The sequence below is a fragment of the Sphingobacterium sp. JUb56 genome (assembly GCF_014191365.1).
GTDB classification, from domain to species: Bacteria; Bacteroidota; Bacteroidia; order Sphingobacteriales; family Sphingobacteriaceae; genus Sphingobacterium; species Sphingobacterium anhuiense.
This window is the reverse complement of the sequence record NZ_JACHWL010000002.1, coordinates 355,914-369,252: the sequence shown is the minus strand read 5'-3', so window position 1 is coordinate 369,252 and position 13,339 is coordinate 355,914. Positions and strand designations below refer to the sequence as shown.

Genomic DNA, 13,339 nt, shown 5'->3' with positions numbered 1-13,339 from the left:
AATTTTTATGGTGTGACACTAGGTCACACCATAAATTGTGAATAAATAATAATGAAAAATTTGAAACTATTTTTAGCAAGCTGTTTAGCAATAGCATGCTTTTCGATACAATCTGCCTACGCACAAAAAGGTGGTGTTATGCTTTATGGTTCATTTAATTACCATGAAACTGAAGCAGGTCATCAGCTAAGTGCGGCACCACTGGGGGTCGGTTATTTTTTTAATGATAATATGAATGTGGGGCTGAACTATGGTTTCAATACTTCGAAAAATAAGGCATTGGATTTTACTGATCATTTTCATGAGGTCGGACCATTTTACAGCAATACTTGGCCTCTAGGTAAACATTTTAATTTAATTGGTCAGGTTGAGGCTCATTATATATGGGGAAATGAGCATGTTGTCAATGCTGCTAATGTGATGGCTGATGGTAACTATAACGGTTACTTACTGAGAGCCTATCCTCTGGTTGGTATTAGTTTAGGTAAAGGTTGGGCACTTAAAGCAAAAGTTGCAGAGCTTTCTTATAAGAAAAAACACAGTAAAGATGCTTCTATCGCAAATGATCATGAAATTATCACTGGAATCAATGGTTCTACGGTTGGTCTAGGGATATCAAAAAATTTATTTATTAAGGGATAATAATGATTATTACAGAAATCACAAGGAATATCAAAAATGAGGTGGTCAATAAGCGCTGTGATCTGCTCATTATTGAATGGTACGAATCTACGAAACGTATTCAACGTTTGCGTACGGAGGAGGGCATGGATATCGCCTTTAAATTATTGGGAAATACTTCTCAATTGCATAATGGGGATATTCTGTATGAGGATGCTGACAAAATTGTTGTGATTGCTATTCGTAGTTGTGATGTGATCTGTATAGAATCGTTGAATTTTTTGGAGATTGCTTTTATTAGTTGTGAAATAGGAAATAAGCATTTGCCTCTATTTATTGAGGGGAACGAATTGCTGATTCCTTTTGAGCGAACGATGCAAACCTGGCTGAATAAGCAGGGGATTCCCTACACGCTTGCTTCTCGTCAGTTACTAAGTCAGTTGAATGCTAATGTCGATGCAAATTATCATCGTGAACTCAAATTTTCGACAAAGGGTATCCCTTTATTTATTAAAGCATAAAATATATGGAAAATAAATTTCTAGGCAAGCTTCTTCATTTGTCAGATCCGACGTTACCAATCGGTGGGTTTACCCATTCGAATGGATTGGAAACCTATGTTCAAAAGGAGATCGTGCATAATAAAGCTACTGCTGAGTCGTACGTCAGACACAATTTGTGGTATAACTTGAAGTATAATGATGCGGCTTTGATGCGCCTTGCTTATGATGCTACCCGAAATCTTGATATCGATCTGTTGCGGTCTTTGGATGAGGAATGTACGGCATTGAAGAGTCCGAAGGAAATCCGTGAAGCAAGTAAGAAACTGGGAGTGCGCTTGTATAAGATTTTTTCACGGTATCAAGAGCAACCGATATTGATTTCCTGGGGTGAATTGATTAAACAGAAAAAGGTGGATAGTCATTATTGTTTGGTGTACGGTATGTTGGCAGCACTTTTGGATATTCCAATTCGTGAGGCTCTGCATGGTTACTATTATAATGCTGCAATCACGATGGTGACCAATGCGGTAAAATTGGTGCCTCTTGGGCAGTTGGATGGGCAGGATATCTTATTTTATCTGCACGATGATCTGATGACTTTATGTGATGAGACTCTGGAGGTGGATCGTGATCTGATCGGTCTATGTAATGTTGGATTTGATATCCGGTGTATGCAACATGAACGGTTGTACACACGGGTTTACATTTCTTAATTAAATACGAACAAATGGAAAATAGAAAATATGTTAAGATTGGTGTGGGTGGTCCGGTTGGATCTGGAAAAACTGCACTGTTGGAGTGTTTATGTAAACGTTTGAAACATGAATTGAATCTAGCGGTTATTACCAATGATATTTATACGAAGGAGGATGCGGAATACATGGCTAAAAACAGTACGTTGTCTCCTGATCGTATTATTGGAGTAGAGACAGGTGGCTGTCCGCATACGGCTATCCGTGAGGATGCGAGCATGAATCTAGAGGCTGTGGAAGAACTTGCTGAACGCTTTCCAGATCTTGAATTGATCTTGATTGAGAGTGGCGGTGATAATTTGACTTCAACTTATAGTCCTGATCTCGCGGATATTACCATTTTTGTGATCGATGTGGGTGAGGGTGAAAAGATGCCCCGTAAAGGTGGACCGGCGATTACCCGATCAGATTTATTGTTGATCAATAAGATGGATTTGGCTCCTTATGTTGGTGCCAGTCTGGAGGTGATGGAGCATGATGCTCGGAAAATGCGAAAAGGGGCACCGTTTTTATTTTCGAATTTGAAGACAGGAACGGGATTGGATGAAATCATTGGATGGATCAAAAAATATGCATTGCTGCATGATGTAGCTGAACCTAATTTATTGCGTTAATATGATCTGTTCTTTAAATATCAACGTTGCCCATCGTGAAGGAAAGTCTTATCTCAAGGATGCTTATGTCACACAGCCTTTTCGTATTGTTCCAGTAGGACAATACAGGAGGGATAAAGGGGCATACTTGATGATTATGAGCTCATCACCGGGGTTATTGGATGGTGATGATCATCGTATCCAAATTACGATAGATCCTGGTGCTAAATTGCAATTGCAGACTCAAGCGTATCAGCGTCTTTTTCATATGAAAGGTAAATCGGTACAAAAAACGGAAGTGACGCTCGGCGAAGGTGCGGTGTTTTCTTTTGTTCCGCACCCTATTGTTCCTCAAAATTCTTCTCATTTTCTCAGCCATAATATTATCCACATGCAAAAGAACTGTCACCTCATCTTGAGTGATATTGTGACTTGTGGACGGAAACTGTCGGGAGAGGTTTTTGAGTATAATCATTTTCAGAATCTGACTCAATGTTATGTGGATGGTCGATTGATATTGAAAGATAATGTGCTGCTGCAACCCGACAAAATGCCGATACAGGATATCGGGATATTGGAAGGTTTTACCCATCAGGGAACATTTATTTATCTCAATACTGCTGGGAAAGCTGTTGGGGACTGGATTGAAAAATTCCATCAACAGTATGAACATGTCACGGATATCGAATTTGGAATCAGTGCGCTTCAGCATGATGGGTTTATGATCCGAATATTGGGTTATGGTGCCGAACAGTTGTTTACTATTTTTCAGGAGATCCAGCAGGAACTGTGGGATGCTGAACTCCTTATTTAATCATTTTAATGAGACTATATTTTAGTCTTATCTTATCAATTTATCTCAAAATGAGGGATCAAGTTTTAGCTTATATAAAAGCTTTTTTTAGAGGTTTCGGACAGATCATGTTGCAAGGTAATGCTTGGACAGGCATATTATTTATTGGTGCTATTTTATATGACTCGACCTTAATGGGCTTTGCGGGTATATTGGCTAATGTTGTAGGGGTTGCAACAGCTAAAATACTGAAATATGATGAAGATCATATTGATAATGGATTATTTGGTTTTAATGCTTCTTTGTTTGGTGTAGCGCTTGTTTTTTACTTTGAAGCGAATATCTGGATCTGGATGACATTGATTCTTGGTTCCATGTTAACCACTCTTATGATGGGTTTTGCGCTCAAAAGAAATTTACCTGCTTTTACTTTTCCTTTCATAGCTGTTACCTGGATTTCACTGTATATCCTGAGTATCCCACAGCTTGCAATGCCTACTGTATCACAACATTTTGTTGATATCCAAGAAATGGATGATTTCTTGATCGAGGGACATGCTTTCGGGCAAGTGATCTTTCAAGGAAGCCTGATTGCGGGATTGATCTTTTTCCTTGGGGTATTTATGAGCAATCCGATGGCTGCACTTTATGCTTTCGCAGCTGTGATTATCAGCATTTACCTATCTCATTATGGTCATGAATCGGAAACTATGATCAGCAACGGAACGTTTAGCTTTAATGCTGTACTCTGTGGCATTGCTTTAAGCGGTACTCGTGTGCGAGATGGATTATATGTCCTTATTGCTGTCGTGATTGCTACTTATTGTGATCATGTGCTTGTGCACTATGGTTGGACGACATTGACTTTTCCGTTTGTAGTGGCTATGTGGGCAATGGAACCTGTTAAACGTCTGGATAAATGGATCGTGGGGCGGTTTGAAGAAACTTTTAAAAGCAGATTGTCTTAAAACACTAAAACTGATCTGCTATACAAACTACTGATCAATGGTCAAGTGGCCATTGATCAGTTTGTACAGGTATATAATAGAACAGTGGTCATAAAAAAACTATATAATCAATGAAAAATACTCTTTATAAAATATTATCCTTACTCTTCCTTGTTATCAGTCCATTTTTATTACTTCATGCTCAGATTAGTCCTCCTGGATTGGGAAAAGCAAAAACGGCTTCTTGGTCTGCCATTGGTCTTAAAAGACAACTGGATAGTACTGGTACGAAAGAAGCTTTGACTTACCTCGGCCTAGGAACCAAAAGTACACCTGATGATTCAAACCCTTTTCATAAACAAGCTATTTTTGTCCTCAATCACGAGGTATATCACAAGTTTGCTAAGAACCAGCAATATAGTTATGCTTTGAGCTATCGTCGTCAAAATGTATATGATGCAGATGCTCCTTATCATGGTGAAGGGGTAGAGCAGGAGTTTCGCTTGTATGGCCGCTATGCTTATACTTTCAGATTCGGTGAGCGCTGGAAATGGAAAAATACAGTCAGACAGGAATTTCGTAAATTTTTTACTGCGGATTTTAATAAAGCAGAGGAGAATTTTCAATTGCGGACAAGGCTCAAAACACAGATGAATCTGAAACTCTCTAATAAAAATAAACAGGAACTTGCGTTCAGTGCTGAAGGCCTGTTTGCAGTAAGTAAAATGTATGAGCCGAAAGATGAATGGTCAAAATTTGCTTATAAGGAAGCGCGTTTGGCTTTATATTACATGACGGATATTCCGAATACTCCCTTGCACCTTGATGTAGGCTATATGAGCGATTTAATTAAAGGCTATAGTCAAGCGGACTTTGGTGTTCATTATCTTGCTGTTGATCTGATTTGGAATCTGCCTTATAAAAAGAAGCATTAATCGGAAAGAAATTTGTGTTTACGATAATCACTGGGTGAATAACCGGTGACTTTCTTGAATAAACGTGTAAAGTAGGATGGGGATTTATATTTCATTTCGAATGCAATGCCTGCAATATCTCTTGTAGCGTCCTGTAATAAAATTTGACTATGTAGTATGCTGATTTCATTGATCCACTGTTTAGGAGGCTTATTGGTTGCTTCCTTCACACATTTGTTGAGGTAGTTTTCGGATATATGCAATAAGTTGGCATAGAATAAAACATTCTTGTGATCTGTGTGAAATTTTTGTACGAATTCTCTAAATCGAAATGCAATATCCAATTGTCTACTCATCGGTGCTTTTACTTCGTAATCTGTTTTAATTATTTTTAACAGTACACATTGTAGCATCGATACACAGATCTCCATAACCTTTCCTTCGGTAAAAAGCTCTTCTTCCAAGAGTTCAAGCATTTTTTGAATCCATACCGAGACATGCTCTGACAGGGGGGTAAAGGGATGTGAATTGAAAAATCGGATATCATTGATGCCTAATTCAATATCGGTAACAATTTCGTTTTCATAAACGACAAAAAAACCTTCGGCATCATCTGAAATCGCCAATGTAGCTGTAATATTTCCCTGCTTGACATTAATCACTTGATTTTCAGCTAGAGTGTATGCTCCTGATTCCAGATGTTGTGTTAAAGTTCCTTTGGTAACAAAGATTAGGAAATTGAAAGTAGTACGGTAAGGAATGACAGGCATGAGAATACTTCGTAGGTAATTTTCGATGCGGTATACCTGTATTTTGCTTTCATTGAATAGATTATGATCTGTTACATCAGGCAAAAAAAGCTTTTTGTATTCGTAATTGTTGATAATCTTAATCGACGATTTCATAGTGCTATTTCTCTAAAAAACCTTTTCATGTGATGTTGATGAAAGAGATTGTGTATGTACAAATATACGATTTAGCGACCTAATTTACAGTGTAATCCTATCGATAAAATTTGTTTTTAACTGGAATTTTTCTTCATATTATCACATAAAAAAAAGCTCCGGTTTGGAGCTTTTTTTATGTTTAGTTTTAATCTTTTATTGTTATTATTTTTTTTGGAATCGCATCATCGCAATATCGCCCATAATCAGAGTCAATGTATTTCCATTGACATCGAAGGAAGTGATTTTCTCCAGCGTGCTGAAGTATACACTTTCTCCTGAACCTTCGCAGGCCATTTTAGTAGATGCTAGTGGACCAAAACTAATGTGGTTGTTTTCGGTTTTGAAAGTTCCATTGTAATTATTGCAACTACTATTTCCAGATACTTTTTTTGCTGTCAAATCAAAGCTGATCGTAGGCTTTTTATTTGGATATAGACCTTCAAATGCAATACGTGGTCCAGATACATAATCTAATTCCCATGTACCTGCTAGTGCTTGCTCACCTTTTTCTGCTTTGATAAGCGTAAATTTAGCTAATGTTTTTCCACCTTTTTTTAAACTCAATACTTCTCCTTCTATTGTGTAGGTATCTACTGCTATAATGTTTTTTGATAACGCCTGTTCTATCTCGAACTCAGGACAAGCCATCATTGTGGAAATACCTTGTTCAAATTTAATTTTGTTTTTTCCTGTGATATTTACTGCTCCACCTAAAGTATTACAACCTGCATTCGCAGCATATCTATCGTCTTCAAATTGTAAGAAGGGGACACGGCCGTTTACTTGCGCTGGTACTGTTTTTCCATCAACTTCGATCAGTTGCCACTTGTTTCCTTTTAGCTGCATAGTTTCGGTAGTCGAATGCTCTTTGTTCGTATTTTTTTTGAAAACTGAACAACTGCTTAATCCTACGATCAGCGTTGCCATGATTAAAATCTGATTAAATTTCATCTTTTATCTTTTTTTGATATGATTGTTTAACAATAATTAGAACGTTTGGTTTGAGTGAATGCTACATTTTATACAAAAAAAGAGGAAACCTATTCGGGTTTCCTCTTTTAATCAGCACTATAGAATTGCTGTTATTTTTTATTTTGTTGTGCTTGACGCATCGCTTCTTCCATTCTTGATTGGAATGACGATTTCTTTTGCACCTTTGGATTCTTTTTATTGTCTTCTAATTTCGCTAAGATCTTATCATCATTAACCATTGAACGGATGATCAACTGTGTTAAGAATGTTAGGATTGCACTTAAGAAGTAATAATAGTTTAATCCTGCAGGGAAACTATTCAAGACGAAAAAGAAAATTAAAGGCATAATGTAACCAATGTATTTCATTTGTCCTGTAGCTCCTGAAGTCGCATTGTTGTACCAAGTGGTCAATAATGTTGTTAAAGTCATTAATACGCACATCAATGATACGTGATTCACTCCGAAAATCGGTGCGAATGAGAATAAGGTATCGTATGTTGACATATCTTTCATAAACAAGAAGCTTTCACCTCTCAGCTCGAATAAATTCGGGAAGAAGTAGAAGAAAGCAATTGTAAATGGCATTTGTAATACCAATGGAAGACAACCTCCCAATGGGTTTACTCCAGCTGTTTTATACAATTTCATCTGTTCTTGCTGTAACAATACTGCATTGTCTTCACCTACTTTAGCTTTGATTTCATCTAATTGCGGTTTCAATACACGCATTTTAGCCATTGATAGGTAAGATTTGTATGTTAATGGTGATAATACCAGTTTTAACAATAATGTCAGAACAAGGATAACTATACCATAACTCAAATGGAAATTGTCTAAGAAATCAAATACAGGTACTGTAATAAATTGGTTAATCCAACGCATTGGTCCCCATCCCATATTAATGATTTTATGAAAATCATGACCTTCTGCTTTAAGGGTTTTGTATTGATTAGGTCCAAAAAAGAAGTTTAATGAATAACTGTTGTCTTTTTGAGTTGCATAATCAAGACGTGCTGTAGCTGCATAAAGTTTAACAACATCGGATTCGATTGTTGTTTTTACATTTACATCTGCTGTAGTGAATCCTGTTTTGCTTGAAAGAATGTTTGAGAAATAGTGTTGCTTGAATGCAATCCATTCTACTTTTTCTTTTAGCTCTTTTTCTTCATCTTTTGCTTCTGACAAATGGTCTACATTACCTGCTTCTTTATAATAGATGGTAGATTTTTGACGTTCAGAATCAATGTTTTGTTCTTTCTGTAGTAAAATCGTTTCCCAATCTAAAGCAATTGTTTTTTGATCGATCTTGTTTTGAATACCTTTTGTGTTGATATCAAGACCTAGATTGAAACCATTACCTTTGATGGTATATACGTATTCAATATACTGATCAGCTCCATAAGCTAATTGTAATTTAATTGATTTTGAATCTTCGCCTGTTATCTTTACATCAGCATCTTCAGAAGTAAAGAACAAATCGTTGGTATTGATATTTTCACCAGCGACATTAAATTTCAATCCAAATCTATTGTGGTCACCTTCAAACAATACTAATGGTTTACCATTAAAATTTGTTTCACCTTTTAATTGTACAGATTTTACACGACCGCCTTTAGAGCTTATTTTAGCAATGATTTTATCATTTTCTACTGTAATGATTTTTTCTGTTCCAAATTTTGCGGCTCCAAAAGGAAGTTTTAATGCTGCAGAATCAAGAGGCTTGGCCTCTTGTGTTGCTCCTAGTCGTGTATTCGCTTTTGTCGAGTCTGTTAAAGGTGCTAAACCTTTTTTAACACGTGCTAACGAATCTTGTAGAACTTGTTCTTTTTTTATTTCTACGTCGGACGGTTTCATTAAGTAAAATGAACCGGCTATAATTCCGAACATCAGAAGTAAACCAATAAGGGTATTTCTATCCATTTTTTTAAATTAAACTTACTTAATTGTTTCCTGCTTTTGTATCTTATTTTTCTTATTCGACAAAGCAGCGGCTACAAAGCTAACAAAAAGTGGGTGAGGATTTGCAACAGTTGACTTTAATTCTGGATGAAATTGTCCTGCTACGAAAAAAGGATGGTTTTTCAACTCTACAATTTCTACTAATCCTGAAGTTGGGTTGATTCCTGAAGTAATCATTCCAGCTGCTTCATATTGCTCTAAATAAGCATTATTGAACTCATAACGGTGACGGTGACGTTCGGAGATTCTTGTTTTTCCGTATATATTGAATGCTTTTGTACCTTTTTTGATATCACAATCGTACGCACCTAATCGCATTGTACCGCCCATGTTAGTGATGTTTTTTTGATCTTCCATTAAGTTGATCACTGGATGTGGTGTATCTGGATTCATTTCCGTACTATTTGCATCTTTTAATCCCAATACATTACGGCCAAATTCAATTACTGAACACTGCATGCCTAAACAAATTCCAAAGAAAGGAATATTGTTTTCACGTATATATTTAATAGCGGCTAACTTACCGTCTAATCCACGTTCACCAAAACCAGGAGCAACAAGTACGCCATCCATTTCGCTCAACTTGTCTTGGACATTTTGATCATTTACACTTTCCGCGGCAATATATTGTAATTTTACTTTACATTCATTGGCCGCTCCGGCGTGGATAAAACTTTCGACTATAGATTTATATGCATCTGGTAATTCAACATATTTACCGACTAATCCGATATTTACTTCATTAGTAGGATTTTTTAATTTTCCTAAAAATGCTTTCCAGCTATCTAAATCTGGTTCATTCTTATTCGAAAGTTTCAATTTAGCAAGGACAGTCTTGTCTAATTGTTCTTTCAACATATTTAAAGGAACGTCATAAATAGTAGGAGCATCAATCGATTCTACAACAGCATTAATATTGACATTACAAAATAATGCTAATTTTTTGCGAATTTCTTGCGTCAATTTATGTTCTGTACGACAAACTAAAATATCAGGTTGGATACCGTATTCTAATAATGTTTTAACAGAATGTTGTGTTGGTTTTGTTTTTAATTCACCAGCTGCTGCTAAGTAAGGTACTAATGTTAAGTGAATAACTACAGAATCATGAGTGCCTAATTCCCATCTTAACTGACGAACTGCTTCGATAAAAGGTAAAGATTCGATATCACCTACTGTACCACCTAATTCTGTTATGACAATATCATATTTTCCTGTTTCACCTAATAAACGCATACGGTTTTTGATCTCATCTGTGATATGAGGAACAACTTGAACTGTTTTTCCTAAATATTCACCTGCGCGTTCTTTTTGAATAACAGATTGATAAATACGACCTGTCGTCACGTTATTAGCTTGTGAAGTAGGTACGTTTAAGAAACGTTCGTAATAGCCTAAATCAAGGTCTGTTTCAGCACCATCTTCCGTTACGTAACACTCACCATGCTCATATGGATTTAATGTTCCTGGATCAATGTTAATGTAAGGGTCAAATTTTTGAATCGTAACCTTGTAGCCACGTGCTTGGAGAAGTTTAGCAAGAGAGGATGCAATAATACCCTTCCCTAACGACGAAGTAACGCCGCCCGTAACAAAAATATATTTAGTCATATCAATAATGGATTTCAAAATATAAGGCCTAAAATGGCCTAAATATCTGCTTTATGTACGGGATACAAAGATAAGAATATTTGTGGAAGACGACGTTTTTTTTTGTCTTTAATTTTAAAATGCTAATTTTTTGACATGACGCTTGCACGGGGTTTGACCTTTGCTAATTCAATTTAGATCTAAACTTCATGAAAAAATCTTCAAAGTATTTTTTTGATAAATGTGCTGTTATAAATGTACCTGCTATAACTAAACTGTAGAAAATCAGAAAACTTAAGTAGGGATCAAGTGTTAGTAAATGTTTTTTCGCTAAATGAATAACGGCAAAGATCACGATCATATGATACATGTAAATTCCATAGGAGATTTTGCCTCCGTAGTCTAAAAAAGTATTGTTGAAAAATGATTTTGTATTTAATCTGATACCGATAAAAAGAATGAGATTGAGAAAGAGTGCATTTAGGATGATGTATGAAAAGATCCAATGATCAAAAATATTTGATCCAATAAATGCTATACATGTACTTCGGAAGAATAAGGTTGAAAATAATACGGCTAATAAAAGGTAATTGACCGTTGCATATTTTTTGTACCAAGCCAGTAAGTTTATGTTGGTGTGGTATAGAAAATAAGCTCCCAGTGCACCGATTGCCATTGATTCGAAAGCAAAAGTTTTGATAAGATGCACAACAAGTACGTTTGTAATGATGTTGTTAAAACATAGTATCAGTAATAGGATTTTAAGTAAAAATATACCTATAATAAGTGCAAATTTGTTGTCTATCCATTTAAATAGGGGTGCCCAAATGATGTAAAACCATTCTTCAACGCCGATAGACCATAGGGGCTCTAGGAGATGTGAGCCATAGGTAAAGGTGACGATACTGGGTAAAAATAAAACAAATAACAGCCAGACCTGTCCTATGGTATATGGGAATGAATAGTTAATATGTAAGACCTGAAATAGAAAAGGGAAGATAACTATGCCTATGGCGACTAATAAAAAATATAAAGGCCAGATGCGAATGACTCTTTTCAGGTAGAAATTTTTAATGGATATTGTCTTTTTCTGATCTTGTTCTTTCAGTAACAAATAACTGATGAGGAAACCACTTAAGACAAAGAAAAATTTGACAGCAGTAGTTCCATTTTGAAAAAAACTAAAATGTTCATAGGTGATGAAATCATTTTTTGTGCGAATCACTTCTCCATGGTGAAATAGAACGAGGAGTGCGGCAAAAAAACGGAACGCATTTAGATTTGGAAAAAAAGATATGTTCTTATACATTGTTGCTGTAAAAATAGCAATATTAGTTTATTTTTCTGCGTTATTTTGTTTCTACAAATTATTGTTATAGTATTAAAATATTATTTATTTGAGCCGGATTACTCTATCAGCTCAAATAAATGTTGTATGAATAGTATTTTTTTTTGGATTGATGCAAACGTTCAGATAAGCTATGGTGGAGTTACTGGTTGTAAAGATCAAAGTTACCTCTATGATCTAAGGATACTTGAATTTTTTTTGACTGTTTATCCCTGATCTTCATACTATAACTTTGTTTGTCTTTATTTAGTTCCAAAGTGACCTGATAATCTTTCAAAGCGGGTAATAGGTATTGATTATATAATGAAAGTTTCGTTAATTGATCGCTATATCGACGATTTTCCTTTTTAAACAATTGTTGTAAATAATGAATATTCCAAGCTAGTTTAGTTACGGCATAACTATTTGGAAGCGTTGGTTCCTGCTTTTTCGCTTGTTCTACAAATTGTATATATCCCCATCTTTCTGGATAATGCATATTAATTAAACCGATCGGTGACCATACCCAATTGTCTTCAGCTAAAGGCTTATTATTTTCTTTTTTTCTACTGTAATGATTATTTGTGATTTCATGTTGCCATTGTACACGTGAAAAATTACATAACCAGTAATCATTTGCTTTAGGCATTGATGATTTACCGAAAGCATATAATGATTGATGTGGAATTGCAAATTCAACAGACCAGTATGCATCTATATCCTGGGGATTATTAAGGGTGCCGTTGATATGTACTGCGGATTTTAGATTTTTAACATCCCAATGTGTAATGGCCTGTCCTCCGAATCGATATGGTTTTGGTAACATAAGATCGAAAATGGTATGTAATGGATTGACCTCTATTTCGTAATATTCTGCTTGATATAAATTGGGTTTTAAAAATATTTCAAAGTCATTGTTTAGATAAACAATTTCATCGTGCTTGTAGATATCTGCCCAAATATGAGGTTCATACAGTTTTGCGTACACATATAGGTAGGTGGAATCCCAAAGCATTTTTACTTCGGTTTTATACAAAGGTTTTTTGTGCTCGCCACCTTGAATATCTTCAAAATTATTAATTGTTTTTGCTTTTGTCCAGCTAATTTCATCGTCCTTACCGTCAATTATTAACGGTTCACTGATTTTAAGTACCGGATATGTTTTTGGAATGGACTGTAGTGCTAAAAAATCTTGAATTGAATTTTGTGCATAGCTGTTCAGGAAACAGCACAGGAATACGAGGGTAAAAATAGACTTGTTCATATAATACTTTTCAGGTCATAAGATAAACTAAAAAGATTTAGCATGGAAGAAGTTTTTGACTTGTAAAGAAAATGTTGCTATATTGGGGATTTATGGCAATAAAAAAAGGCATCGAAACTGAATTCAATGCCTTTTTTTATACTTGTGTAGTCGTA

13 protein-coding genes are annotated in these 13,339 nt (G+C 35.6%); 7 read left to right on the top strand and 6 right to left on the bottom strand.

What is annotated here, in order from left to right:
• The first annotated feature begins 51 nt into the window (after positions 1-51).
• The 7 genes from FHR29_RS21070 to FHR29_RS21040 all read left to right on the top strand — a co-directional run bounded on the left by FHR29_RS21070 (position 52) and on the right by FHR29_RS21040 (position 5,144).
• On the top strand, positions 52-642 hold the full coding sequence (locus tag FHR29_RS21070; protein WP_183917101.1) for a hypothetical protein: 591 nt from the start codon (positions 52-54) through the stop codon (positions 640-642).
• A 2-nt stretch (positions 643-644) separates the two neighbouring features.
• A complete protein-coding gene (locus tag FHR29_RS21065; protein WP_183917099.1) occupies positions 645-1,142 on the top strand; it encodes an urease accessory protein UreE in 498 nt (165 codons plus the stop codon).
• 5 nt (positions 1,143-1,147) lie between these two features.
• On the top strand, positions 1,148-1,837 hold the full coding sequence (locus tag FHR29_RS21060) for an urease accessory protein UreF (protein ID WP_183917097.1): 690 nt from the start codon (positions 1,148-1,150) through the stop codon (positions 1,835-1,837).
• A gap of 14 nt (positions 1,838-1,851) precedes the next feature.
• The gene (gene ureG / locus FHR29_RS21055; protein WP_045755017.1) at positions 1,852-2,490 is read left to right on the top strand and encodes an urease accessory protein UreG; all 639 of its coding nucleotides are present in this window, start codon (positions 1,852-1,854) and stop codon (positions 2,488-2,490) included.
• 1 nt (position 2,491) lies between these two features.
• Positions 2,492-3,283 (top strand): urease accessory protein UreD, encoded by a 792-nt coding sequence (locus tag FHR29_RS21050; protein ID WP_183917095.1) that lies wholly within the window; start codon positions 2,492-2,494, stop codon positions 3,281-3,283.
• Positions 3,284-3,333: 50 nt separating this feature from the next.
• Positions 3,334-4,230, top strand: coding sequence for an urea transporter (locus FHR29_RS21045; protein WP_021192444.1), 897 nt, complete (start codon positions 3,334-3,336; stop codon positions 4,228-4,230).
• Between the two features lie 110 nt (positions 4,231-4,340).
• On the top strand, positions 4,341-5,144 hold the full coding sequence (locus FHR29_RS21040) for a DUF2490 domain-containing protein (RefSeq protein WP_183917093.1): 804 nt from the start codon (positions 4,341-4,343) through the stop codon (positions 5,142-5,144).
• Here the strand turns inward: FHR29_RS21040 and FHR29_RS21035 are convergent.
• The 6 genes from FHR29_RS21035 to FHR29_RS21010 form a co-directional block, all read right to left on the bottom strand.
• A complete protein-coding gene (locus tag FHR29_RS21035) occupies positions 5,141-6,028 on the bottom strand; it encodes an AraC family transcriptional regulator (RefSeq protein ID WP_183917091.1) in 888 nt (295 codons plus the stop codon). The two genes, FHR29_RS21040 and FHR29_RS21035, sit on opposite strands and share 4 nt — an antisense overlap.
• A gap of 204 nt (positions 6,029-6,232) precedes the next feature.
• A complete protein-coding gene (locus FHR29_RS21030; protein ID WP_221197911.1) occupies positions 6,233-7,021 on the bottom strand; it encodes an META domain-containing protein in 789 nt (262 codons plus the stop codon).
• Positions 7,022-7,152: 131 nt separating this feature from the next.
• On the bottom strand, positions 7,153-8,964 hold the full coding sequence (gene yidC, locus FHR29_RS21025) for a membrane protein insertase YidC (protein WP_183917089.1): 1,812 nt from the start codon (positions 8,962-8,964) through the stop codon (positions 7,153-7,155).
• 15 nt (positions 8,965-8,979) lie between these two features.
• Positions 8,980-10,614, bottom strand: coding sequence for a CTP synthase (locus FHR29_RS21020; protein WP_132770917.1), 1,635 nt, complete (start codon positions 10,612-10,614; stop codon positions 8,980-8,982).
• Between the two features lie 163 nt (positions 10,615-10,777).
• Positions 10,778-11,902, bottom strand: coding sequence for an acyltransferase (locus FHR29_RS21015; RefSeq protein WP_183917087.1), 1,125 nt, complete (start codon positions 11,900-11,902; stop codon positions 10,778-10,780).
• A gap of 181 nt (positions 11,903-12,083) precedes the next feature.
• Entirely contained in the window at positions 12,084-13,184 is a 1,101-nt protein-coding gene (locus FHR29_RS21010) for a carbohydrate-binding family 9-like protein (RefSeq protein WP_183917085.1), read from the bottom strand.
• Positions 13,185-13,339: the final 155 nt, after the last annotated feature.